Consider the following 25,994-nt stretch of genomic DNA (forward strand, 5'->3'; position numbering starts at 1 on the left):
AATTATTTTTCTCGCGTGCCAAAAAAATTAACAAATGGTTAATTAGGGTGCAAATGTTGACCATACGTCATTTTAACACCCCTCAACGCATTGAAACTCTAAAGCTTTCTCCGAAGTGTTGTTTACGCTGCGTATTTTCTGCGGCGTCGTCTGAAGGCAAGGTTAACAAACTTCTTGGTTAACGCAGCCCCCATTTGGGGAATGGCTCAAATTGAAACAGTCTGCCAAGTCTGCTCGTGCATTTCAGCAAGGGTGATTTTTACACCCATTCTTTAATCACCGGTTGTCCCTCACGGGCAGCCGGTGGAGCTAGTCAGGAATGGATTAATGCCTAATAACATCAATCTGTCGGAATTTTTCGACTCCATCCGCGCCACTCTGGCGGACATCAAGAACAGCACTTCTACGATCAGCGACGTTGACGTTGTCGGTACTTACATCGAAGAAGACGGCAGCGATCCGACCCCGGACGTCTCCAGCATCAATTTCGTGAATGGGACGACCGGTGCCGATGTACCGCTCGAAGGAACATCTGGTCTTGATCTCGTGCTTGCCAGAAGCGGAAACGACATGCTTGTCGGTTACGGCAGCATCGACATCCTGCTCGGCAGCGACGACGTTGATACAATTGATTATTCTTACCTGAACAGCACAGAAAACGGCATCTTCATCGACCTTCGCAGCGGTATCGCCGTGAGCAAGGGCGGCGATATCGATCTGCTGTCGTCCATCGAAAATGCCATCGGTACGGTCAATAACGATGTCATGCTCGGCAACGGCCTGAACAACATCTTCTTCGGCAACGGCGGCAGCGATATCATTGACGGCCGTGGCGGCTCCAAGGACGTTGCCCAGTTTGCGGGCAAGGCTGAAGATTACGACATCAAGACCAACGAAGACGGTTCCGTCAGCATCACCAACGGCACCGGCACGACCACCCTTTACAACATCGAACTGGTTCAGTTCGGCGAAGGCAGTGAAGTCGGTGACATCCATCTCTTCAGTGTCACGGATGGCGCACTCGTCGCTCATAACGATGCGATCGACGTCACCGAAACCACCGGCGACGACGAAGCGGAAGTTGCAGCGACATTCAACGTTCTCGGCAACGACGACGAAATCGGCGAAACCGGTGGCCAGGTCATCACCCAGCTGGCTTTCAAAACGGCTGGCGGCTCGATTGTCAACGTTGATGCCGTCGCTAATTCAGATGGCATGCTGGAGGTCGAGGGCAAATACGGCACCTTGTTGCTGAACGTTGAAACGGGCGAAGCCAGCTACGTCTATTCCGAAGAAGCGAACCGCCTCGCCGATGGCCAGGAGGGTGTCGATACCTTCGTTTATCAGGTTGTCGGTGGCGACAAGGCCGAATTCAAGGTCACGGTTACCGGTAGCAACGATGCTCCGACGATCGGTGGTGATCTCTCGCTGAACTTCCTGCCCATCGTTGAATGGCCGGGTGCGGAAGACGAAGGCTACGTCCATACCCGCGGCGGTGTCTTCGAGATCAACGATCCTGATACGGTCGTCAATCCGGACAATTTTGAAGTCCAGATCAGCGAACCGAACCTTTCCCTGGCCTCCGGTGCCGGTGAAATTCTGGAAATGCCGGGCGATATCTACGCCGCGCTGACAGACCACGACTCGAATTTCTTCTTCTGGACATTCGACCAGTTCGACGACCAGGGTCGGGTAACCTATTCCTACAAGGTCCAGGACAAGGCTATCGACTTCCTTGCCGAAGGCGATGTTCTGACGATCGACTACACGCTTCGGGTTCAGGACACGAATGACCCGGACTCCTTCGTCGAGCGTCCGATCACCGTGACGATCATCGGCACCAACGACCAGCCGGAAATCCTCGTCGAGCAGAGCGTTCTTGACTTCGCAGTCGACGAAGAACTCAACGCCAATCCGCAGAATATCGGCGAATTGAGCGGCAACATCGTGGTCGACGATCCGGATCTGGGCGACACGCTCTACATCTCGGTCGAAGGCGATGGTTCGCCGGCCTATTCGGAAGGCGCTCTTCCGGATGGCGTCGATATCAGCAGCCTTCTGGCATCCAGCAACTTCAACTTCACCAGCGGAGACGCACTGGACAACATCTTCTCCGTGCCGAAGGGCGAAGATGGGAATGTTGAATTCACCTATGCCTACAACGGCTCGGCTCCACTCGACTGGCTGGCGGACGGCGAAACGCTGACCCTGACGTTCGACGTGAAAGTCAGCGACCGGAACTGGTTCCCGGAAGGCACCGACACCACCCAGATCACCATCACGATCACCGGCACAAACGACGTTCCGACGCTGACTGCGGTCGACGTGAGCGGATCCATCGTTGAAGGCGATCCGTCAACCTTGTCCGACAGCGGCTCGATTGACTTCTCCGATCTGGATCTCTCCGATACGCCAACGGCGACCTTCGCAGTCAAGAGCGTTGAAGGTCTTGATGGTGTCGGCCTCACCGCCGGCCAGATCGCGAATATCCAGGCCGGTTTCGGGCTGTCCGCTGATCCGGGCAACGCGAACGACGGTACGATCAACTGGTCTTACAGCGTCGCGGAAGAGCATCTTGACTTCCTCGCCGCAGGTGAGCAGGTCGAAGTCGTCTACACCGTGACGGTCGATGATGGCAACGGCGGTGTCGTGGATCAGGATGTCACCATCACGATCACGGGCACCAACGATGCTCCGACGATCGGCGGCGATCTCTCGTTGAACTTCCTGCCCATCGTTGAATGGCCGGGTGCGGAAGACGAAGGCTACGTCCATACCCGCGGCGGTGTCTTCGAGATCAACGATCCTGATACGGTCGTCAATCCGGACAATTTTGAAGTCCAGATCAGCGAACCGAACCTTTCCCTGGCCTCCGGTGCCGGTGAAATTCTGGAAATGCCGGGCGATATCTACGCCGCGCTGACAGCCAAGGATACGAATTTCCTCTTCTGGACATTCGACCAGTTCGACGACCAGGGTCGGGTAACCTACTCCTACAAGGTCCAGGACAAGGCTATCGACTTCCTTGCCGAAGGCGATGTTCTGACGATCGACTACACGCTTCGGGTTCAGGACACGAATGACCCGGACTCCTTCGTCGAGCGTCCGATCACGGTGACGATCATCGGCACCAACGACCAGCCGGAAATCCTCGTCGAGCAGAGCGTTCTTGACTTCGCAGTCGACGAAGAACTCAACGCCAATCCGCAGAATATCGGCGAATTGAGCGGCAACATCGTGGTCGACGATCCGGATCTGGGCGACACGCTCTACATCTCGGTCGAAGGCGATGGTTCGCCGGCCTATTCGGAAGGCGCTCTTCCGGATGGCGTCGATATCAGCAGCCTTCTGGCATCCAGCAACTTCAACTTCACCAGCGGAGACGCACTGGACAACATCTTCTCCGTGCCGAAGGGCGAAGATGGGAATGTTGAATTCACCTATGCCTACAACGGCTCGGCTCCACTCGACTGGCTGGCGGACGGCGAAACGCTGACCCTGACGTTCGACGTCAAAGTCAGCGACCGGAACTGGTTCCCCGAAGGCACCGACACCACCCAGATCACCATCACGATCACCGGTACCAATGATGGACCGGTGTTCTCTGGCGGTGTCTTCGATGGCGTTCTCGAGGAAGCCAATACCCCGGCACAGCTTGAAACATCCGGTGAGGTCTTGTTCACCGACCTTGACCTCTCCGACACGCCGGAAGTGACCGCTCAGTTCACCTCTGTCGAACCAGTCGCAGGCAGTGGTTTCACGCTGACGGAGGGGCAAAAGCTTGCCTTCACGAATGCGCTGACGGTGCAGCAATCGGCCGGTAACGCCAACAACGGAGGCGCCACCTGGACCTTTGCAATCGCCGCAACGGCACTCGACTTCCTCGCCCAAGGCGAACAACTGGAAGTCAAGTACCTCTTGACCGTGACGGACGATAGCGGCGCGACGGACACGCGGGAAGTGACGGTCGTCGTGACCGGCACCAACGACGATCCCACGATCTCCGATGCGGATATCCTGGGCGAGGTGACGGAATCCGGTGTCGGGGAGGACGGTACAGACGTTGCCACTGGCCTGATCGTCGGCATGGACGTCGATATTCGGGATGTCCTGACCTACTCCGCCTCTGTCGTTGATGGGGCACTGGGTCAATTCAGCATCGATGAGGATACCGGTGAATGGACCTATACCATTGACCAGTTCAACGCCAATGTTCAGGCCCTCAACGAAGGCGACAGCGTCGAAGAAATCTATACGGTAACCGTATCCGACAACAACGGCGGCACTGTCACCACCGACGTGACCATCACCATCAACGGCACGAACGATGCCCCGACAATTGAAGACTACACGGGTTCGTTCACTGTTGTTCACAGCAACTCCAACAACGACGAAAGCAGCTTCAATCTTCTTGAGCTTCTGGCTGCCAACGACGTTGATGATGGTGAAACGGAAACGCTCCAGATCGATGAGATCTCGGGTACTCTCAGCCTGTCCATCGCAGGCCATCAGGTGACGCTGGATATCGCCGATCTGGAAGCCGCAGGGCTTCTGAACATCGGTGAAGCCGACGGCAGCGTAACCTTCACCCATAACCTGGAACGCATTATGGCCCAGGTAATGGATCAGGGCGAAACCGCCAACATCTCCGGTACGATGACTGTCGTGGATGTCAATGACGCGGTCTCCAACTCCGCCGAGTTCGATATCGAACTGTCGGTAGATCCGGACAAGACCAACACCTTCGGCGGTGACGACTGGACCACCGCGGACGGTGCGGGTGACATCCCTGAAATGCTTATCCCGACATTTGACGGAGACGGCGACGGTCCGCTGGTCGTCTGATCATGAAACTTCTGGAGAGGGCGCACGCGCCCTCTCCTCTCTTCTTTTTTATGTTTTTTTTGGAGAGTCTACATGGCTGTACGCAGCGCAAGGGAAAGCGTTTATCCCGCTCTCAAGGTTTATCGCTCTTCCTGGACCGGGTTTCTTGCCGTTGGTTTCTTTTCGATCTTTGTCAATCTCGGAACTCTGGCTTCCCCCCTCTACATGCAGCAGATCTTCGACCGGGTGATGCAGAGCGGCCACCTCGAGACACTTGTCTTCCTGACGATGATCGTGATTTTTTTTCTGGCGGTGATTGCGGTTCTTGATGCAATCCGCGGCTCCATCCTCGCCAGCATAGCCAAATGGTGGGATGAAACCGTACATGCCGATCTGCTGCATGCCGTCATCCAGACGGCCAGGTCGACGGGCAAGTCCCACTCGCATGCAATGAACGACCTGGCAACCATCCGGCAGTTCGTTGGCAGTTCGAGCGTGCTGCCTTTCTTTGATGGGCCCTGGGTGCCCTTCTTTGTCGGTGCCATTATTCTCATCCACCCTGCCCTCGGCTTCGTCGCCATCGCGGCCGGTGTGCTCTTGGTGATAATCGCAGGTATCAACGACACGGTTACCCGCCGCCGGATGGCGGGAGCTGCGGCGGCTCGTGTGCGGGCACAGCAGACGATTGACATCGCGACCCAACACGCGGAAAGCGTCTACAGCATGGGAATGCTGCCTGGCGTTCTCGCCCGCTACCGGAACGACAACGAACTGGTGGCCAATTCTACTTTCGCAGTCGCCGCCTTTTCAGCGAAGACCGCCGCGATCACCAAGTTCATCCGGTTCACGGCACAGATCAGTGTCTTGGGTCTCGGGGCCTATTTTGCCACGCTGGGTGAAATCACTCCGGGTGGCATGATTGCAGCGTCAATCATCATGGGGCGCGCGCTTGCGCCTGCCGAACAGGCCATCGGCGCCTGGCGGGGCATCGTCGGTGCGATGCAGTCCCATCGTCGGCTGAACGATATTTTTCTGGCAGCTCCGCTCCACTTCGACCGGACCCAGCAGCCGGAACCCAGTGGGCACCTGCAGCTCAAAGGTGTCAATCTGCTCGTTTCAGGCCAGGAACGGCCGTTGCTGCGCAACATCACGATCGATATCAAGCCGGCAACCTTGAATGCAATCGTCGGCCATTCCGGCTCCGGCAAGAGCACCTTGTGCAAATTGTTGATTGGCGCAATGGATCCGAGTTCCGGTTCGGTCCGTCTTGACGGTGTCGCCATGCGCAATTGGGACCCGCAGCAACTCGGCCGGAACATTGGCTACCTTTCGCAGTCCGTGGAACTGCTATACGGCACTGTGAAGGAAAACATCGCCCGGATGGGCGAGCCGGACGATGAAAAGGTTGTGACTGCCGCGCGCCTTGCCGGTTGCCACGACATGATCAACGCTCTGCCGAACGGCTATGAAACCCTGATCGGCCCGGGCGGACTTCGTCTGTCCGGCGGACAGGCCCAACGCGTTGGGCTGGCCAGGGCGATCTACAACAAACCCAAGCTGATCATCCTCGATGAACCGAATTCCAACCTGGACAGTGATGGCGAAGCCTCGCTTCAGGAGTGCCTTGTGCTCCTTCGGGAGCAGGGCTGCACGGTCATCATTGTAAGCCACAGACCCTCGGCGCTCTCGAAAGTCGATCTGATCATCACCCTTGCGGACGGTACAATTCAAAAGACGCAAACCGGCGAGGAGTTCATGAAGCACGCCATCCGCCCGGTCAGCGATATCCTGCAGAAACTTGGCAAGGTCCAGCCGGCGCAAGCGAAAGGCGCTTCGCCGGCCAACGAAACTCAGGGAGGTCAGTGATGAAAGAGCAAAATAACCCGGCGTCGTCCCTCCGTCGCTCCATCCGGCAACACTGGATCATGGGTTCGTTGGTCGTCGCGGTTTGTTTCTTCGGCACGGGAATTTGGGCAAGTTTCGCGGAGCTGTCGTCGGCCGCCATCGCCGCTGGCAAGGTCAGTCCGGACGGAAGCTTGCGCGTGGTGCAGCATCTGGAAGGCGGAATTGTACGCCATCTCAATGTCAAGGAGGGCGATGTCGTCAAGGACGGTCAGCTTCTCATGGTTCTTGACCAGGCATTGGCAACGGCGAACTATCTTTCGATCTACCGCAAGCACCAACGCTATGTGGTGACCAGAGACCGGCTGCTGGCGCAAGAGCGTGGCGATGAAACCTTTGAGGTCCAGATGCCGTCGGTCATGTCGGCCGACAAAAGTTACACGCAGTTCGTTGCCAACGAGATTACAAAATTCAAGGTACGGCGCGAGCTGCTGGGAAGGCAGCAGTCGACCTATCATGTGCAGGCAGGCCAGGTTGAAGCCGAGATCAGCAGCCTGAAGGCCCAGATAGACGGCATGGATGATCAGATCCTGCTGCTTGACAAGGAGCTGGATAGCAAAAAGGTCCTGATGGACAAAGGTCTGATGCGGCAGCCTGAGCTTCTGGCTCTGCAACGCAAGCGGGCCGAACTGTGGTCGGAGCGCAATGCCATCGGGTCAACGATCGCTCGTGCGCGGCAGAAGATCGAGGAAATCAAGATCGCGGAACTGACGGCCGTCAGCGAAGAACGCGAAAAGGTGGCCAAGGAGTTGTCGGAAATCAACGCGGAGATTGCGCAAGCCGACGAGGCGCTTTCCGCGACTTCGGACATCCTGAACCGCACAGAGATCGTCTCTCCGATCGAGGGGCGGGTGCTCAAGGTCAACTACAAGACGGTCGGCGGTGTCGTGCGACCGGGCGAACCGATCATCACGATCGTGCCCGAGAACGAGGAACTCATCCTCGACACGCGCCTGCGTACGTCCGACATCGACAACGTGATGATCGGGATGGACGCCAAAGTTCAGCTCACCTCTTTCATGGGGCGGCACATGAAGCCTTTGACAGGGGAAGTCTTCCAGGTTGGTGCGGACGCCGAAACGGACGAGCAGACGGGAGAGCAATACTATACGGTGCGGGTCAGGGTTACGTCCGACGACATCCGGGAAGCCGGAGGCGGTTTTGAGCTGGTGCCAGGCATGCCCGCGCAGGTCTTCATTCAAACAGGAGCCCATACGCCGATGCGCTATCTGCTGGATCCTGTGCTGCAGTCCTTCGGACGGGCGTTCCGGGAAGAACGCGTACTCTAAAGCGGCTGTCGTGTGACCGTAAAATCAGAAGGCGTTGCCGGGTTTGGAAGAACAGAACCCGGCAACGCCTTTCGGCGTTTTAGGCATGCCACAGCGACGCAATACCTTGCATGGTTCACGCCGCCAGATAGCCACCGTCTACCGGAACGATCGCGCCGTGAACGTAGGAAGCGTCTTCAGAAAGAAGGAACGCGACAACCCGCGCAATCTCCACAGTCGCGGCCCAACGGCCGATCGGGATGCGGGCGTCGATCCGTGCGCGCCGTGCCGGGTCTGATCGCGCGCCTTCGGAAATGCGTGTTTCCACCCAACCCGGTGCGACCGCGTTGACCCTTATTCCGGTTCCTCCCCAGGCAACGGCAAGGGAGCGGGTGAGGGCAGCGACCGCCCCCTTGCTGGTGCCGTAAGCAGGCGCAACGGGGTTGCCGAACCAGCTCCACATGGAAGCGATGTTGACGACGGAACCGTTGCCGCGTTGAAGTGCAACGCGCGCGGCCGTACAGGAGCTGAGCACGCCGGTGACATTCACCGCCATCACCTTCTCGAATACCGCTGCGTCCCATTCCCGGCTGTACTGGATCGTGCCCGCGCAGGTGACCAGACCGCCGAGCTCTTGCTCTTCTTCAAGGAGATGGGCAAGGGCGGCCTCATCAGTGACGTCAACCTCGACAAACCGGGCAGCTTGCGGAAAGCCTTCCTCCCGTTCCAGGCCTGCGGCCGTTACCTGCCAGCCGCGTTCGGTCAAAAGCTGCGTTGTTGCAAGACCGATACCTGTACCTCCGCCGGTGACCACGACATTTCTTGATGGCGGCATCGATCAATGTCCTTCGTCGAGCAGTTGCATCGCGCGAACGAGGTCGGAGACGCCGAGTTTGCGGTAGTAGTTCGGCGCATAGGGGGCTGTGAGCGCAACCTCGGCAATATGCTTCAGTTCCGCTGCGCCGGAGACGCCGAATTCTGCGAAGGATGTGGGCAGATTTATCCGTCGGAAGAAGGCTGCAAGGGTGCGGATTTCCTCCTCGGACCCTTGCCCGGCTGCCAGTTGTGTCAAGGTGCCGAGAGCGACCATCTCCCCGTGCAGCAACCCAGAGAGCGCCGGTGTGACCGACAGGCCGCGCACCATCGCGTGGGCTATCGACAACCCTCCGCTTTCAAAGGCAAGGCCGCTGAGAAGCACGGTGGCCTCCACCACGCGCTCGAAAGCTTCATTCGAGCCTTCGGCCGACATCGCCGCTTCGCTATCGGCAAGCAGAATGTCGCTGGCACGTGCGACAATGGCCTTGGTGAGTTCCGTGGGACGGCCTGCAAAGAAGTTGAGACCACCTCCGGCAAGTGCACCTGCCAGCTCATACGGCTTTGACATCGCATCGCCGATACCGGCCGCCAGAAAGCGACGTGGTGCTCCGGCGATGACAGCCGTGTCGACCAGGACAAGGGAGGGGTTGGTCTTCATGTGACGGACGCCCTCAACCGCATGGTCCGGCGTATAGACAACGGCAATATGGCTGGTCGGGCTGTCGTTGGAGGCGATGGTCGGCACGATGGCAACCGGCAGACCGCGCTCGATTGCAGCTCCCTTGGCGGTATCGATCGCCTTGCCCCCGCCTATGCCGACAAGAAGCCGGGCATCGCCGGCTTCCCTTGCCCTGGCGGCGATTTCTGCCGCGGTACATTCCCCCCCGAATTCCATGAGGCGGGCGCCGGGAAGCTGGGAGCTGATACGTTCACCAAGCAGGTCGCGGGCTACCGGATCAATGACCACCGCCGCAGGGCCACCGCCAATGATGGCAATTTCCTCGGCCAGGCGGTCGATGGCTCCCGGTCCCTGCACATAGCGCAGTGGAGCGCCCAGAATGCGCATTGTCATGAGTTATCCTTTCACCGCACCGGCGGTCAGGCCCTGGACGAAGTAACGAGAGAGCGTGATGAATGCTATGAACAACGGCATGGCAATCAGTGTGGAGCCCGCCATGATATCTCCCCATCTCAGGTCAAAGGCGCCGATCATCGAAGCCAGACCCAGGGGCACCGTCTTGTTCGCGTCCGATCCGATCATGACCAGGGCAAAGGTGTAGTCGGTCCAGGAAAGGAGAAAGGCGAAGATCGCGACCGTTACCAGCCCGGGGACCGACAGAGGCAGTACAACACGCAGGAAAGCCCCCAGGCGCGTGCAACCGTCCACCATGGCTGCTTCCTCAAGCTCGAAGGGCATTGTCTTGAAGAACCCCCACAAGAACCAGACGCCGAGCGGCATCGTGATGGTCAGGTGGGAAATGACCAGCGACAGCAGCGTATCGTTGAGGCCGATTGCCGCGAACATTGCGTAAAGCGGGATTGCCAGCAACAGCGGCGGGAACATGTAGGCATAGAGCATGCCGGCGATGATCATCTGTTTGCCGCGAATGCGCTGGCGGGTGACACCATAGGCGATCATGACGGACAGAAGCATTGTCAGGGCAACGGTGGTCACCGCAACAATGAGACTGTTGAGGAACTGCCGCGGATAGTCGGTCTGCGCCAACAGGCTGGTGTAATACTCAAGCGTCCATCGCTGCGGAACCAGAGACGGGTTCATGAGCATTTCCTGCGTGGGACGCAGGGAAGAAACGACCATCCAGTAGATGGGAAAGGCGCTGTAGACCGCCAGAACGATCACCGCGAAGTAAAGTCCCGCCCGGCCGGCAACGCGGCGAGCCTGGATTTGTCCACTCATTTGCCTTCCTCCATCGGGAACACCCGGAAATAGATTGCAACGGCGACCATCAGGACGAAGAAGGAAAGCGTTGCGATCGCTGCCCCGCTGCCGATGTCATAAAGGGCAAATGCCTCCCGGTAGGACAGGACCGGCAGATGTTCCGTGGCACCAAGCGGGCCGCCGCCCGTCGTCAGCCAGATGACGTCGAACTTGTTGAACATCCAAACACCCCGCAGAAGAATGATGACGGTCAGGATCGGGCGCAGCGACGGCAGGGTCACGTGAAAGAAACGCCGAACGGGCCCGGCACCGTCTACGCGCGCCGCTTCATAGAGTTGGGTCGGAACTGTCTGCAGCCCGGCGAGAAAGGTCGTGGTGACGAACGGGGTCCACAACCAGACCGAAATCAGGATGACCGACGTCATGGATGCGGTCTCGGTCTCGAACCAGTAGATCGGCGGCAGGCCCAGGTCATCCATCAGAACGGTGATGATGCCGAGTGAGCCGTCAACCATCCACTTGAAGACCAGCACCGCGACTACCGTCGGCAGAAGATACGGCAGGAATGTCAGTCCGCGCAGCAGAGAGCGGCCGATGAAATTCTGGTTCAAGAGCAACGCGAAGCCGATGCCCAGCACCACCTGCAGGACAATCGCCAACCCGGCATAGACGAAGCCGTTCCAAAGCGCGTTCCAGAACTCTGCGCTTGCAAGAACCTTGGCGTATTTTGCGAAACCGACCCAGACCGGATCGGCAGTAAGCGACGGCATGTCATAAAAGCTGAGCGAAACCGCATAAAGCGCAGGCCCGACGATCAGGACAAGGGTCGCAAGAAACCCGATACCGAGAAAACCCGGCAACAACCAGCGAGTCATTCACGAACTCCAGATGGTGTGAAAGTGAGGGGAGCTTCCACTCCCCTCTCCGTTTCGTCACTTGATCACTTCACGCATTTTGGCTGCGGCCTGATCCACGGCCTCTGCAGAATCCATCTCGCGAAGGATCTTGTTCTGCAGCATTTCAGGCATGACGAAGGACTCGAACACCTTGCCGGGTCTGACGTCAGGCGCCGGGCCTTGCGTATCAATGGACGTGAGCACAACAGACTCGTCGGTCACAAGTTCTCGCATCTGCTCGACCACACCAGAGTATTTCTGGATCATTGCGTTGTCGCGCCAGCGCTGGTCTTCATAGATATCAAGTCGCGTCGGCTGGAAGTGAACCGGTGCGGTGTGCAGGAAGTCGACCATGCGATCGGTCGTAAGCCACCGCATGAAATCCATCGCCGGACCAGTGTTGTCCGTCTTCAGGACCACCCAGCCGTCGTAGCCGTGGCTGACCGCCTTTTGCTTTCCGGACATATCCATGTAGGGCATGACGCCAAGGTTCTCGGCCAGGGTCGGGTTGTCCCGCTCTGCAGCTTCCAGAACACGTCCGGCATAGGCTCCGTGGGCCACGGCACCGCCAACCAGGTTGGACAGGACATCGGAATAGCTGGCCTGAAGAGCACCTGGAGGCATCGTCCCGTAGAGCTTGGTCATGAAGTCGAGGTAGGCGGCTACCCGAGGCTTCATCTCGTCGTTGTCCAGGATCACGTTCCATTGGTCGTCGAACAGCTTGACGCCCTCGGCCCACAGGAAGGCAAACGACATCCAGTTGGTTGCCCCGTTCGATCCGATCGGGAACAGCGCGCCTTTCTGGCGGCCCTGGACAAGCGCCTCGCTGTTCTGGACGAACGCATCCCACGTGTTCGGCAAGGACAGACCGTTCGTCTCATAAAGATCCTTGCGGTAATAGATCAGCGCAAGGTTGTAGTCGAACGGGTACCAGTACACCTTGTTGTCGATGGGGAAGAGGATGTTGTTCCCCCACTGGTATTCGTCCGTCAGCTCGTTCAAGGGGACGATTTGTTCCTGCTCGGCCAATAACAGCACGTGGCCGATGAAACCGACGTTTGCCACGTCATAAGGGGTTCCGGAGCGAATGCCATTGGTGATCTTAGTGAAGCTTTCGCCAAGCGGTACGGAATCGATGACGACCTCAACGCCGGTCTTTTCCTGGTATTCCTTGGCCACCTTCGAGAAAAAGGCGAGCGTGTCCTTGCCCGTTTCACAGTTCAAAAACCGGATGGGCTTGTTGCCCTGGGCGCGGAGCGCCGGGGCCGCAAGGGACGAGGCTGCCAGCCCGGCGCCGGCGATACCCATGGTTTTGAGGGCCTGGCGTCTAGTCCAGAGACCTGTCTCGAATTTGCTCTTAGTCATGTTTCTCCTCCAATTGACCGCTTTCAGGTGCGGCTAAACCCTTTTGTTCAAGCTGCCCCTCCCGGCATCTCGAGGCGTTCACCGCTGGCGCGGTCAAACAGGTGGATTGCTGCTGCGGGAAGAGCGAGATGAACGCTCTCACCAACCTTGATGTCGTCCCTGCGCTGGGTCATGACCCGCAGGCGATGACCAGCTGTCTCGCCGATGAAAAGCGTTTGCGAGCCGAGCTGTTCGATGCCCCGGACCGCGAACTCCGGACCTTCGTCGGAAATCGTGATGGCTTCGGGCCGAATGCCGGCAATCACCTCCCGCTCACCGGTATCGCTGCCGGCAGAAATGGAGACATCAGCCGACAGGCTGAGGAAACCGTTCTTGAGGTCAGCTTCAACGAGGTTCATTTCGGGCGAGCCGATGAAGCCCGCGACGAAGGCGTTTGCCGGCCGGTCGTATACCTCCAGCGGCGAGCCGATCTGCTGAACATGTCCGTCGCGCATGATCACGATCCGGTCGGCAAGGGTCATTGCCTCCGTTTGATCGTGCGTGACGTAAAGCATTGCCTTGCCGATGCGCCGCTGAAGAAGGGCGATTTCCTCCCGCATCCTGGAGCGAAGCTTCGCATCCAGGTTGGATAGCGGTTCATCGAGCAGAAACACCGCCGGGTCGCGAACAAGGGCACGGCCGAGTGCGACACGCTGCATCTGTCCGCCTGAAAGCTGGCCGGGCTTGCGGTTGAGCAGGTGCGTGATGTCCAGCATTTCCGCTGCAGCGTCGACCCGCCTGGAGATCTCGCCCCCTTTCATGCCGCGCATCTTGAGACCAAACGACATGTTGCCGCGAATGGTCTTGTGCGGATAAAGCGCGTAGTTCTGGAACACCATGGCGATGTCACGGTCCTTGGGCTCCAGGGTGGTCACGTTCCGGCCACCGATATGCAGTTCTCCGGCGCTGATCGTTTCCAACCCCGCGACCATCCGCAGGGTTGTCGATTTCCCGCATCCGGAAGGGCCAAGCAGAACGATGAGTTCGCCCTTGGCGATCTCAAGGTCGACGCCTTCCACCGCAACCACGGCCCCATAGGTCTTGCGCAGTTTGCGCAGACTGACTTCCGCCATTACTTGGCCTCCCCGGTTGCCCGCACGGTTTTGTGGTTGATCGGTGTGAGGGCTTCCTTTGCCTCCCGGAACCGAACGAAGCCTTCGTCGTAAGTCGCCGCGGCCCGGGCGTTGGGCGTCAAAGTCTCTGCCACGCGGATGACGCGAGCAGCGTCGTCCGTGTCCGAGAAAACGCCCGCACCAATGCCCGCGATAAGCGCTGCACCGTAGGACGCGTCGCCTTCGGCGGGAACTTCGATCGTCAGTCCTGTGACATCCGCAATGATCTGCCGCCACAAGGCGCTGCGTGTCCCCCCGCCGACGAGACGGGCGGTGGTGAAGCCCATGCCGCGCTGTTGCAGAACGGAAAGGCAATCGCGCAGCGTATAGGCAACGCCTTCATAGAGAGCCCGGCAGAAATGCGGTGCTCCATGCTGGAACCCCAGCCCAACGAAAGAGGCGCGCAAGTCGGGGTCCCAGTAGGGGCTCCGCTCGCCGTTGAGGTAGGGATGAAAGAGCAGACCTTCCGACCCTGCAGGGGCTTCGGCAGCTTTGGCATCCATGCCCTCGAAACCCATATCCGAGAAAAGCGCGTCACGCAGCCAGCGATGGGCCGAGGCGCACGAGTTGGTTCCCAGGATCGAGTAGTGATGATCGGACACCAGGTGCGGGTAATGTATGACATCGTCGGAAAAACGGGGAGCGTCCGTCAATGTAGAGACCGTGCCTGCCGTGGCGAGCTTCAGGGCCCCGATGCCTTTGCGTGTCATGCCCGCTGCATAGGTTTCCGCATTGGTATCGGAGGTTCCGCAAATGACCGGTGTGCCTTCCCGCAAACCGGTTTCCTGAGCGGCCCTCGGTGTCACTGTCCCCGTCGTCGCCGTCGATGCAACTATTTCCGGAAGAACTTCGGTTTCAAGCCCTCCCATCGCGCAGAGTTCGGAAGACCAGCCCCCTGAACGTGCATCGGCAAGCATGAGCCCCCAGGCATCCGTGATGTCGGTTGCATCGCTGCCGTCGAGACGACGGCGCAGCCAATCCTTGGCCGGGCGAAGCCGGCGGATGCGGCTGTGTGTTTCCGGCTCTTCTTCCTGCAACCAGATCAATTGCGGCAGCGTCCAGGTGGGGCTGATGCGATTGCCCGAAAGGTCGAGGATCTGAGCCCCGCGCGCTGCTCTTTCCCGCACCACCTGAGAACCGGAACGTTGGTCATTCCACATGATCGCGGGCCGCAATGTGCTGCCTGACCCGTCTTCGAGCACGTGGGTGTGAGCTCCGGCCGTCACGGAAACCGCAACGATGCGATGCGGCTCCAGGCCGCCCTGCCAGATCTTCTGCAGGGACGTGACGAGTGCCGACCACCAGCCTTCCGGATCCTGTTCGCTGAATCCGGGTTTCGGTGTGAGTGTTTCGACCGGACAGGAGGCCGAAGCCACGACCTTCCCGTCCGTGGTGATGACCGTCGACTTGAGCGATCCTGCTCCGAGGTCGATCCCAAGCAAAAGGGCGTCAGACATTGGCACCCCTGTCCCGGTACGGATCGATGGAGCCGGCGCGCGGTGGAAAGCCGAGTTTGCCGGGATTGAAGAGGTTTTGCGGATCAACGGAGGCCTTGATACAGCGCAGAATATCCATTCCGACGCCGTGCTCTCCGTCCATCCAGGGTCCGCGGAAAAGGCCGCTTCCATGGTGGTGAGCGATCGAGCCGCCATGCGCGAGCGTTTCACCGTTGACGATGTCCCACATTTTTTCATGCAGCGGCAAGGCTGCAGACTGATCCATGGGAGGAAGGCGCAAGGTCATGTATTGGCACACGCCTTCCGGATAGACATGCGACCAGTGGGCACTGAAATGAGCGTCCTTGGAGACTTCCGCAGCAATCCGGGCTGCGATCGTGTCGTAAAGCGACGAAGCCTTGCTCCAGTTCACCGAGACTTCGAGCGTGTCGTTGTAGTACCCTTTATCAAGCCACTGTTTCGTAATGGAGACGTAGCGCTTTGCCCGCCATTCGTCGAAGGGACGTGTTTCCGTTTCCACGGCATCAACGCTCTTTGCAAACTCGCGTACCAGTGCTGCTTCTGCAGCCACAATGGCTTCTTCGCCGCAAACCACGATGTTGGCCATCACCGGGCGCGTTTCAAAAGCACTGATGCCTTCGGTGCGCGAGGCGGTTTCCTTTTCGTCATAGAGACGAACGATGCGCGGATGCAGCCCCGCCTGCATGATGCGCTTGGCAAGCGAGAGGGCTGCGGTGCGATCGGGAAGTGCCAGCACGATGGCCTCTTCGGCGGGCGGCAGCGTCCAGATGCGCAGGGTCAGTTCCGTTATGACGGCAAGCGTGCCTTCACTGCCGACGATGATATCGAGAACCGATGGTCCGGAGGCCCGCTTGGGAAGCGGCCTGATTTCCAGCACGCGCCCATCCGGCATGACCGCCTTGAGGCCAACGACAATGTTCTCGATTTTACCGAAGCGGCTCGATTCCTGACCACCGCCGCGGCAGGCGGCCCACCCGCCGACCGTCGAGATGGTCAGCGATTGCGGCAGATGACCGGATGTAAAACCTTCTGCGTTCAGCGCGTCTTCGAACACTTCGCCGTTCATGCCGGCTTCGACCGTTACCAGATGGTTGTCCCGGTCGATCTTCAGGATGCGGTTCATGCGCTGCATGTCGAGCATGACTTCGCCGCCCAGGGGAATGATCCCGCCGAGGACACCGGAGCCGCTGCCATAGGGAATGAGGGGGTGATCGGCCTTGCTTGCCTTCCCGACAATTGCCGAGACCTGTTCCGTTGTGGCGGGGCGCACGACGAGGCCTGGCAGCGTACCGACCAGGGCGCCTTCCCTTGCACGGAAGTTCGCATAGGGCAGACGGTCGTGTGCATAGCCGGCGCGCGAACCTTCGTCCACCAGGACGTTTTCCGCACCGACCAGCTCCGAAAGCTCGGAAACGAGATCACGATTACTCAAAGATTTTTCCTCCTCCATGCCCAATCGGATTGTTAGAAATCGAGTTGGGCAAACGTTTGCTCAAACACAAACAATTGCACTTTGGTCTGGATGTCAAGCCCGGTTTGCTGAATTTCAGATGGAGGCGACCGATGCGCGCACGATGAGATCGCCTGGAGGAAGAAGGAGACTTTCGAGCGCTGAGCCCTCGTCAGGCGCAGTTCCCTGGATCAGGTCGATGAGCCGGCTGGCTGCCGCGCGCCCCATTTCCTGGGAGGGTAAAGCCACTGTGGTCACCTGGGGATAAACGACCCGGGCAAGCAGGTCGTCATGCATCGTGACGACGGAAACATCTTCCGGCACACGGAACTTGAGTTCGTGCAATCTGGCAATGGCCGCAGCTGCGGTCAGCAACGTCGCGGCGTGAATAGCGGTCACGCCGCAGGCCAACAGTTTGTCGACGGCCGCAGGTACGGCTGCAGGATCGTAGCCTGCCTGGGCAACGAATTCCTCGCCGTGGTCGAGGCCGGCGGCTTCGAGAGCCTGTTGCCATCCCTGGCGCCGCATGTCGCCATTGAACTGGCCGAGCCGCCCGGCCAGATGCCCGATCCGGCGATGCCCCATGGCGATGAGGTGCTCAACCCCGATGCGGGCTGCCTCGCGGGTATCGATCGCAACGCAATTCCGGTCACCGGCCAGATGTCGGTTGAGGATCACATGCGGCAATCCCGTGCTGTTAAGCATCTGTCGCAACCGGTCATCCTCATCGAAACTCGCAATGATGACACCCTCGATGATGCTTGATCGAGAAATGTCCGTGATGATCTCGCGCCCATCCCCCTTGTCATAGGAGACCAGAAGGGCAAAACCTTTCTCGCGTGCCTCGATTTCGGCCCCCACAATCGCCGACGCAAAGATCGGGTTTTCGATCTGGGGAACTACCATCAAAAGTGTCGAGGATTTTGCGGTTTTCAGGGCTCTCGCAACCGGGTTGCCGTGGTAACCGAGACGTTCGGCTGTTTCCAGAATATGGGTTCTGGTCTTTTGGGAAACACGTCCCTTGTTCTGAAGCACGCGCGAAACTGTCGACACGTTGACACCGGTTGCCTCTGCCACATCGCGCAGGGTTACAAGTGGTTTTTTGCGCTTCATTTCCCCTCCCCTGGAAACTGATGGATCCCGAGCTCAGAACCTGATTTCGCAAAATCTGCGCAAGTAAGTTTGTGCTCAGATCAATGCTCGCACTTCACGTGCGAACAAAAGCCGTGAATCCAGTCTCATAGCAGTTTTGGTGACAAGAACGCCATCTATTGCACGCCCGGCCATTTCTCCGGCAGTTTCAAAGTAAAGGCCGATCCTATTCCCGCCTGACTTTCAAAAGACAACTCTCCCCCGAGCAATCTTGCAACCTGGGAAGAGATGTTCAGCCCGATACCCGTGCCGGGAATTCCCGCAGTGCCATGACCGCGAAAGAAGCGGCTGAACACGCGCTCCTGCTCCTCCGGCGGAATACCAACACCCCGATCGTGCACGGAGATGAAAATGGACCTGTTCTGCGCCCGGACACTCACTGAAACCGGCTCGGTAACCGGCGAATATTTCACCGCATTCGATAGAAGATTGTCGAGGATCTGCTCCGCCAGCAACCGGTCCGTCTCGATCGATTGGGGAACCTTGTTGCCAATTTCCAGGGAAAACGCCCGCTCCGGTGTCTCTTCACTCTGACGGGCGACGACCCGTTGAATGAGATCCTCGACATGGCAGTTTCCGGGTCTGGCCGTCACCTGTCTTTCTTCGAGGCGAACGACATCCAGCGTTGCTTCCAGCAGGCTTGTCAGGCCCCGGACCTCATAGCGCACCTGGCTTGCCCGTTGCCTGATTTCATCGGTTGGCATCTGGTTCCCGCTTCGCAAGACGCGCTGCATCGCGGAATCGATGACGGCGAGCGGCGTTCGAAACTGGTGAGAAACCAGAGCAACGAAACTGCGATAGATCTCGGCGGTTTCGCGTTCACGCAAGAGCGACAGCCGGATGCGTTGCTGTTCGGCCATCGCCCGCAACATTGTGAAGGACAGAAAGGCGCCGAGAACAATGATCGCTGCGATGGAAATGATGACCTGCACGATTGCGGCACGTTGATTGTCGAGCCGCGCACCCGTGGCCTCCCATTGCCGGACCATGGACTGGTTTCCGGCGCGGCCGAGATCCTCAATCAAAGGCTGAAGAAGGTCGTGAACGGCAGAAGCCGTCTGGGCGTCGCCATATGACATCTCCAGGATTTGTGCCTCAAGCGCTCGTAGCGCCCCAGCCACCTTTTCCAGCTCTCCGTCCAGGCCCAGCTCTCGCATGTAGCGTCGTTGAGGCCCCTCCGATAACAGGTTCAAGCGGCTAAGCATCACGTTGTATCGTTTGTCCAGTTCAGCCGCCTTGCGGGAGATGGTGCCGACATGACGGGAAACCTCGGCATCCAGCAGGAGCGCGGCGGACTGCGTTCGTGAGATCGCCCACAGCATGTTGTCCCCCTCGTTGCGCCGCAATTCCGCTTCGGTATCGAGAAGCCGTGCGAGGGAAAAAACGAGCAGCAAGACGAAGGCAACGGATGCAGTGCCTGCGACGATATAGGCGACAAGATCGCTTCTGCGCGTCATTTGATCTTCAGTTGGATCAACTGCCACACCCAGCGATAGTCGTAACGGATGTCCTGAAGATCGGAATACTCGTCCCGGGGATAGACGATCCAGAAGGGGCCCTTGTCCGAGGGTTGTAGCCGTTCGCCATCCATATGGGTTGCGACAAGAACATCGTACCGCACGAAGTCTTCCATCGGGATGTCGATGGTATAATCGTTGAGCGCATTGGCGGTAACCGTCTTGCCGTCGGCGCCGACGAATTCAAGCAGGTCGCGCATCAGGAAGCCGTCGAAGCGTTTTACGCCATCCGTGACGACAGTTGAGGTCTCGAGGGTGTGACGGGGCAGTGCTTCCAGCATTGCATCGTCAAGAAGCGCGGCGGCCTCTGAGTTTGTCTTGCGGATATTGCCGGTGACCGTCAGCCGGACTTCGCCTGCTGGGGCGGTCAATGACATGTTTTCCGATCGAGCTGTCGCAACGGATAAACCGACACCGATCAGCATGAGCATTGTCCCTGCAAATGCCTTTGACGGTTTGAGGGAAGAAAGCAGATTGTTGAACCTGAAGGAGCAGCGAAGGTGACTGCAACACCGGAACAACGCCGCTGCCATGTCATTTCGTCTCGTTGCCGGTAACGCTTGTTTTTCAAATGCTTCAATCAATGATCGGGCCCGCAAAGGTCAAAAAAATCATTATGGCACCGGTTGTCGATGTTGCAAACATTCAACCGATGCCAGACCTCCGATGTTGACCACGCCGAAAATTGCGCATTTCGCCCTGTCCCGAGTTCCCGCTACGCGAACAACAAGAAACAGGGCGCTGATTTGCCGGATGCCGGATGCCGGATGCTGGATGCCGGTGCAGACAGGACAAGGCAGTCCTGACTGCGTGCGTGATGATCAGCCAGCCGCCTTGACGGGATCGTTGATCCGGGGAGGCTGATAGGACGCTGCCTTTTCCTTCAGACTGGAAAATTTTGTCGAAAGCTGTTCGAGCTTGGCTTCCCAGGCCGGATCAGGCTGTTGCCCTTCGATTGTCCGGAAGTAGACCTCCATGATGCAGGTAACTGCAAAAGGCTCCAGCAAAGCGGACTTGACGGACCACGCGAACAAAATAGCAAACACGATGCCACCCGCAGACCAGCTGCCTGGAACGAGATATGCGACCAGGGCGGCCGGAGCCAACATGACGAGGAAGACAAGAAACGACAGGCCGTAGACGATAAGTGTGAGCCAGGCGGCATTCTTGAGCATCGGTTTGTAATTCTGGGCGTAAAGCACCAGCCCGCTCCGGGACGAAGCCCACACGTTGTCCGAGTTTGTGCGGATCGTATAGGCGAGGATAACCTCATCGATGAAACCGACGGCAATGCGCAGGAAGGCCTCGGCAATCGAGATCAGTTGCCGTGCACCGGGGATCGGCAGAAGCGTGAAGACGCCTCGCACCAGGCCCGTGATTGCGCGCAGCACACCCTTTATCAGCTGGTCGACGCCGAAAAGCACGCTGGCCTGCATAAACCTTTGAGAGACTTCTTCGCGGGCGTAGGAAATCTGGGACCTCCCGCCCGGCATCTCCTTGCCGTCGAGCAGCTTGACCAGAACGGCAATGTGCCCGGCTTTGACGACATAGAGAACGTATTCTCTCAGCAGATACATCACAACGGCGACCGAACCGAACCCGATGACACCGCCCCAGGTCGTGGTCGTTGCCTGGAAATCGGCATCGCCGAACCCGCCGATGCCCCAGCCGACGCCGGCGCCGATACCCGTTGCAAGAATGTAGGCAACGGCAGCTCCGAAATAGATCGCCATGCGCAAGATGATGAAAGGCAGTGTCTGAAACATCAGGCCTAATGCACGGCCAATAGAAAAATCCCACATATTTGGCGTCTCCTTGAACGCTCTGTTGCAATATGGCGGGAGAATATTGTCGAACGTGAATGCTGTCCCCCTGCGTTTGAACGGGGACAGGTGAATGAAATCGCGTCAAGAAAGACCGCCCATTGACGCCGCCATCCATGGAACCGACTATCGGGCTCATCGCGGTCAGATTTCAACGTGGTCTGGTTCAAAGAGCAGTTGATGCAATCAATGCCCAAATCCGGTTCGAAACTGACGGTTCTCTGTGTTGAGGACCAGTGCCATCTTCGCCAGGATATCATCGATGAACTTTCCGCTGCAGGCTATGACGCGGTCGGTGCAGCTGATGGCCGCGAAGCGCTGGACGTGCTGGAAACGATCCGCCCGCATCTTATCTTGTGCGATATCTCCATGCCCCGGCTCGACGGTTACGGCTTGCTCGAAACCGTCAGAGGCAGGCACACGCATCTCGCAGATGTTCCTTTCGTTTTCCTGACGGCGCTAAACCAGCGCGACGAGATCATTCATGGCAAGCGCGCGGGCGCGGACGATTATCTGGTCAAACCGATAGACTATGACCTGTTGCTGGCGACGATCGAGGCTCGCTTGCGCCAGGTCAGCCGGATCGATGACAGGCAAAAAAACGAACTGGAAACGCTTCGGCAGGCCCTGGCAGGCAGCGGATCGGACCGATCGCTTGGAATGAACGGCATGGAGAGCGTTCTTAACGTGCTTTCCTTCGGTATCGTGCTGGTATCATTGTCCGGTGTTGTCTTCGCAAATAGAGCAGCTCGGGAAATACATATGGCCAGGGACGGGCTGGTGATCGACCGGACACTCCATACCGGTTCATCGCAGCTCGCCAACGATATCAGGAAACTGCTGGCGAATGCCTGTGAGGCTGCCTGCAACGGACAGGACCACCTTGCCAGCCTGACGGTGCAAAGACCGTCCGGACGCCGTGATTTTCTGCTTACGGTCTGTTCGCTCCCGGACAGTACGGGATTGCCGAACGATGACGCGAAGGCGGTGATATTCATTTCGGATCTCGCGCATCGGCCAAGGATGCCGGACGAGATCCTGGCAGGCCTGTTCGATCTGACGCCGACTGAATCGGAGGTCGCCCGTGCGTTGGCGCAGGGTCGGCGAAAGGAAGACATCGCGCAGGAGCTTTCAATCGCACCGACGACAGTCGCTTTTCATTTGCGCAATCTCTTCGAAAAGACCGGAACCAATCGTCAGGCAGACCTCATCGCACTGCTTCTCACCGGCCTTGTCTCGATCAAGGGACCGCAGGGGGACGTTGAGAAACGTGGAAAGGCTGAAGCGCTTCCAACAACGTGACGACACCAAGATGAGCATGCCGGCAAATTTGTTACGCAGGTGAATTTCAACAATCAAAAAGATCACGCTGACTTCTTTACGTTCGTGAATCTGAATTCACAAACTAGCCAAGGCTGGTTATATTCTCTCTGCGGTCGAAATTGCCGCGTATACTGAATTGATATTCCATTTGAATTGCCTCTCACATTTCCGGAGAATTTGTTGTGCCGGTCAAAAAATTACGATTGCTGCTCTGTTCTGCGGGACGCCGCGTTGGTTTGCTTCAATGTTTCCGATCTGCTGCTGACCATCTGGGAATCCAGTTGGAAATCCTCGCCTGTGATCTTGCTCCGGATTTAAGTGCAGCGTGCGCAGCTGCGGATCGGGCGTTTGCCGTGCCGCGTTGCGACGACCCGAGTTATGCCAACGCCATTCTCGACATTGTGCGTGACAACCGGGTCGATCTGGTGGTCCCGACGATTGACACGGAGTTGATGGCGCTTGCCTGCGTGTCCGACGCGTTCACTCAACTGGGAGCGCGGGTGCATGTGGCGTCGACTGAAGTCATCGAAATTGTGAGGGACAAGCGGTTGACGTCTGAAATGCTCGAGGCGGCAGGCGTGCCGGTGCCGAAATCGCTGGGACACGAGGCGTTGCTGTCCGATCCGGATGCACTCGGCTGGCCGGTGTTTGCCAAGCCGAGCGGCGGCAGCGCCAGCCGGGGACTGCAGGTCTTTCAGGCTATCGAAGAGCTGCCCGGCCGGTTTGAGGAACCAATGGTCTTTCAGCAGTTTCTGCGTGGCCCGGAATACACGATCAACATGTTCGTCGATTCAGGCGGCAGCCTGCGAACGGTGGTTCCTCATCTGCGCATCCAGATCCGCGCTGGTGAAGTCGAGAAGGGAAGAACGGTGCGACGGGATGACTTCCGGCAAATCGCCGAAGGCGTGCACCGGGCCTTGCCAAGCCTGACCGGCGTCGCCTGTTTCCAGGTGATCGACGACCCGGAGCTGGGACCGCGTGTCATTGAAATCAATGCAAGATTTGGGGGCGGGTATCCCTTGGCCGACCATGCCGGCGCGCGTTTTGCACAATGGCTTCTTGAGGAAGTGTCGGGCCTCCCGTGCAGCGCAAACGATGACTGGCGAGAAAATGTCAAAATGCTCCGATACGACAGCGCGATCTACGACGGCTGATCGTCTCAGGTTTGCCGGAGCCGCAATGGTCTTTTGTCAGGACCCGCACCTCGGCTTTGTTCTGGCAGTAAAAGCCCTGGCCGGTAGCGTTGTCCGGCCGACCTCACATTCGTTAACTGGCGGATTGCGATGATTGTTTTTGATCTGGACGATACGCTCTATCTGGAGCGGGAGTTTGCGTTCAGCGGCTATCGTTTTCTCGACGGTTGGGTAAAAGAACGCGAAAGCCTGGAAGGCTTTGGCAACGCCTGCAGGGTGTTGTTCGAGGAAGGCGAGCGGCGTCAGATCTTCAACCGCGCGCTTGAAAGGCTCGGACACTGCGGCGACAGCCATTTGATCGCTGATCTTGTTGCGGCTTACCGTGGCCACCCGCCGCAAATTGCGCTGGCTCCGGACGCGGCGCGTTTTCTCGAGCGTCACCGCGGTCCGTTCGGTCTGATTACGGACGGTCCGCCGGAAACTCAAAACGCCAAGATCGTTGCCCTTGGTCTTGACCGCTGGATTGAGAATATCCGCAAGACCGGAGACTGGCCTCAAGGATATGGCAAACCACATCCCCGCGCTTACGAGGAAATGGAAGGACTTGCGGCAGGCGGCGGGCCGATGGTCTACGTCGCCGACAATCCCGCCAAGGACTTCGTGACGCCAAAAGCGCGCGGCTGGATCACCGTTCAGATCCGGCGGGCGGGCGCCGTGCATCCGCCGCACGCGAAAGATGATGCACACGCGGCCCATGTCGAAATAACGTCGCTGGATGAACTCGACGGCGCGTTGACGGTCCAGACGGTTTCGATGAAATAGCTAACTGTGGGCCGCAAGTGTGCCTTCAGGCTGGACCACGCTGCGACAGGACCTCCTGGTATTCACCGAGAATATGCTTCACCTGGTAGTTCGCCACGATGCGCTGCCGAGCCCTTTTGCCGAGATCGGCAACCTGCTCGGGGGGCATTCGGGCAAATTCGGCCATCGCATCGCACAGCGCATCCGGATCGCCCGGTGAAACAACCTTGCCGGTATCCGCGACAACAAGTGCCGCGTCGCCGACATTGGTGGTGACCACCGGACGGGCATGGCTCATAGCTTCGGCGACGACATTCGGGAACCCTTCCGTTCTGGACGACAGGACGAGAACATCTATCTGCGAATAGAAATCCCCCATGTCACGCAGCTCCCCAAGCAATTCCAGACGTGCCGGATCAAGCCCTGCGTCTTCAATCATGGCCAGAACTTCGCTGTTGCGGTCATCAAGACCGAAACCTGCGGCAACAAAGCGAGCATCGGGAAATTGTGCGGCGATCTGCGCTGCGGCCCGGAAGAAGTTCAAGTGGTCCTTTTGAGGATGAAAGCGCGCGGCTATACCGAACACACGGGCCTTGCGCGGCGTGGGGTCCGCCTGCTCGGGAACCACGACGCCGTTCGGGATGACCTTTCCGAACCGCGCGGCATAGCCATACTGTTCGTGCTGTTCTCTTGCCCGTGCCGAATTGTAAACGATGCCGGCGGCGCGAGACGATAGCATGCGTGCCCCTGCGACGGCGAGGCGTGTGCTTCGCGTCAGGCTGCGCGGATCGTCAAGTGCCTGGCGCACCGTCCAGAAGACGGGCGGCGCCCCGGACAAGCGCGCTGACAAGGTGCCGACAACCATTGCATGATACATCCAGCACAGCACCGCTCGCGGGCGCTTCTCCCGCATCAGCCCTGTCAGTTTCAGGATTGCACCCGGCATGTGCACCGCTCCGCGTGCGTTGAGCGGATGATATTCCACGTCCGGTCGTCCGGCCAAACTCAGGTTGCGCTCTGAAACGCCGATCAGAGGGACCACGATTGCCGGTTCGGATGTCGCTGCCAGGAGCCTTGCCAGCATCGTTTCCGCTCCGCCGCTGGCGGCGAAATTCGTAATCACATGCATGACCGGCGCGGCAGTGTCCGTTCCAACCTCCAGTCCGGCACCTTCGCTGCCAACGTAGTCCATCAG

At 58.5% G+C, this 25,994-nt stretch carries 19 protein-coding genes; 6 read left to right on the forward strand and 13 right to left on the reverse strand.

Translation table 11 applies throughout. The features are described from left to right. The first annotated feature begins 327 nt into the window (after positions 1 to 327). From B0E33_RS28490 to B0E33_RS28500, 3 genes are all read left to right on the forward strand, one after another. Positions 328 to 4,845 carry a VCBS domain-containing protein gene (locus B0E33_RS28490; RefSeq protein ID WP_077293858.1) on the forward strand — a complete coding sequence of 1,506 codons (4,518 nt, stop codon included), beginning with the start codon at positions 328 to 330 and terminating at the stop codon, positions 4,843 to 4,845. A gap of 72 nt (positions 4,846 to 4,917) precedes the next feature. Further along, positions 4,918 to 6,690, forward strand: a complete 1,773-nt coding sequence (locus B0E33_RS28495; RefSeq protein WP_077293861.1) for a type I secretion system permease/ATPase — start codon at positions 4,918 to 4,920, stop codon at positions 6,688 to 6,690. Further along, positions 6,690 to 8,015 carry an HlyD family type I secretion periplasmic adaptor subunit gene (locus B0E33_RS28500; RefSeq protein ID WP_077293864.1) on the forward strand — a complete coding sequence of 442 codons (1,326 nt, stop codon included), beginning with the start codon at positions 6,690 to 6,692 and terminating at the stop codon, positions 8,013 to 8,015. The genes B0E33_RS28495 and B0E33_RS28500 overlap by 1 nt, the downstream gene beginning before the upstream one ends. A 115-nt stretch (positions 8,016 to 8,130) precedes the next feature. Here the strand turns inward: B0E33_RS28500 and B0E33_RS28505 are convergent, their stop codons facing one another. From B0E33_RS28505 to B0E33_RS28560, 12 genes are all read right to left on the reverse strand, one after another. Continuing rightward, a complete protein-coding gene (locus B0E33_RS28505) occupies positions 8,131 to 8,829 on the reverse strand; it encodes an SDR family NAD(P)-dependent oxidoreductase (RefSeq protein WP_077293867.1) in 699 nt (232 codons plus the stop codon). Positions 8,830 to 8,832: 3 nt separating this feature from the next. After that, positions 8,833 to 9,882, reverse strand: a complete 1,050-nt coding sequence (locus tag B0E33_RS28510; RefSeq protein ID WP_077293869.1) for a glycerol dehydrogenase — start codon at positions 9,880 to 9,882, stop codon at positions 8,833 to 8,835. Positions 9,883 to 9,885: 3 nt separating this feature from the next. After that, the gene (locus B0E33_RS28515) at positions 9,886 to 10,728 is read right to left on the reverse strand and encodes a carbohydrate ABC transporter permease (RefSeq protein ID WP_022999583.1); all 843 of its coding nucleotides are present in this window, start codon (positions 10,726 to 10,728) and stop codon (positions 9,886 to 9,888) included. Next, a complete protein-coding gene (locus B0E33_RS28520; RefSeq protein WP_022999582.1) occupies positions 10,725 to 11,585 on the reverse strand; it encodes a carbohydrate ABC transporter permease in 861 nt (286 codons plus the stop codon). Before B0E33_RS28520 ends, B0E33_RS28515 begins: the two co-directional genes overlap by 4 nt. A gap of 57 nt (positions 11,586 to 11,642) precedes the next feature. Next, complete coding sequence (locus B0E33_RS28525; protein ID WP_077293872.1) at positions 11,643 to 12,971, reverse strand: ABC transporter substrate-binding protein; 1,329 nt, start codon at positions 12,969 to 12,971, stop codon at positions 11,643 to 11,645. Positions 12,972 to 13,018: 47 nt separating this feature from the next. Then, positions 13,019 to 14,083: an ABC transporter ATP-binding protein gene (locus B0E33_RS28530; protein WP_077293875.1), complete on the reverse strand. Its 1,065-nt coding sequence runs from the start codon at positions 14,081 to 14,083 to the stop codon at positions 13,019 to 13,021. Beyond that, positions 14,083 to 15,579 (reverse strand): xylulokinase, encoded by a 1,497-nt coding sequence (locus tag B0E33_RS28535; RefSeq protein ID WP_077293878.1) that lies wholly within the window; start codon positions 15,577 to 15,579, stop codon positions 14,083 to 14,085. Before B0E33_RS28535 ends, B0E33_RS28530 begins: the two co-directional genes overlap by 1 nt. After that, the gene (locus B0E33_RS28540; protein ID WP_161633227.1) at positions 15,572 to 17,032 is read right to left on the reverse strand and encodes an FAD-binding oxidoreductase; all 1,461 of its coding nucleotides are present in this window, start codon (positions 17,030 to 17,032) and stop codon (positions 15,572 to 15,574) included. Before B0E33_RS28540 ends, B0E33_RS28535 begins: the two co-directional genes overlap by 8 nt. 114 nt (positions 17,033 to 17,146) lie before the next feature. Then, the gene (locus B0E33_RS28545) at positions 17,147 to 18,163 is read right to left on the reverse strand and encodes a LacI family DNA-binding transcriptional regulator (RefSeq protein ID WP_077293884.1); all 1,017 of its coding nucleotides are present in this window, start codon (positions 18,161 to 18,163) and stop codon (positions 17,147 to 17,149) included. 155 nt (positions 18,164 to 18,318) lie between these two features. Next, positions 18,319 to 19,659, reverse strand: a complete 1,341-nt coding sequence (locus B0E33_RS28550) for a sensor histidine kinase (protein ID WP_077293887.1) — start codon at positions 19,657 to 19,659, stop codon at positions 18,319 to 18,321. Continuing rightward, complete coding sequence (locus tag B0E33_RS28555; RefSeq protein ID WP_228148158.1) at positions 19,656 to 20,096, reverse strand: putative pterin-binding protein; 441 nt, start codon at positions 20,094 to 20,096, stop codon at positions 19,656 to 19,658. Before B0E33_RS28555 ends, B0E33_RS28550 begins: the two co-directional genes overlap by 4 nt. Positions 20,097 to 20,540: 444 nt before the next feature. Beyond that, positions 20,541 to 21,521, reverse strand: a complete 981-nt coding sequence (locus tag B0E33_RS28560) for a hypothetical protein (RefSeq protein WP_077293890.1) — start codon at positions 21,519 to 21,521, stop codon at positions 20,541 to 20,543. A 201-nt stretch (positions 21,522 to 21,722) separates the two neighbouring features. Here B0E33_RS28560 and B0E33_RS28565 point away from each other — a divergent pair, with 201 nt between their 5' ends. The 3 genes from B0E33_RS28565 to B0E33_RS28575 all read left to right on the forward strand — a co-directional run bounded on the left by B0E33_RS28565 (position 21,723) and on the right by B0E33_RS28575 (position 24,820). Further along, positions 21,723 to 22,844, forward strand: coding sequence for a response regulator (locus tag B0E33_RS28565; RefSeq protein ID WP_156912558.1), 1,122 nt, complete (start codon positions 21,723 to 21,725; stop codon positions 22,842 to 22,844). Between the two features lie 203 nt (positions 22,845 to 23,047). Further along, entirely contained in the window at positions 23,048 to 24,019 is a 972-nt protein-coding gene (locus B0E33_RS28570; protein WP_331470338.1) for an ATP-grasp domain-containing protein, read from the forward strand. Between the two features lie 129 nt (positions 24,020 to 24,148). After that, positions 24,149 to 24,820: an HAD family hydrolase gene (locus tag B0E33_RS28575; RefSeq protein ID WP_077293896.1), complete on the forward strand. Its 672-nt coding sequence runs from the start codon at positions 24,149 to 24,151 to the stop codon at positions 24,818 to 24,820. Between the two features lie 25 nt (positions 24,821 to 24,845). On the opposite strand, the gene B0E33_RS28580 is transcribed toward B0E33_RS28575, so the two are convergent. Then, complete coding sequence (locus B0E33_RS28580; RefSeq protein ID WP_077294561.1) at positions 24,846 to 25,991, reverse strand: glycosyltransferase; 1,146 nt, start codon at positions 25,989 to 25,991, stop codon at positions 24,846 to 24,848. Between the last annotated feature and the right edge of the window lie 3 nt (positions 25,992 to 25,994).

This window comes from Roseibium algicola (genome assembly GCF_001999245.1).
Classification (GTDB): Bacteria; Pseudomonadota; Alphaproteobacteria; order Rhizobiales; family Stappiaceae; genus Roseibium; species Roseibium algicola.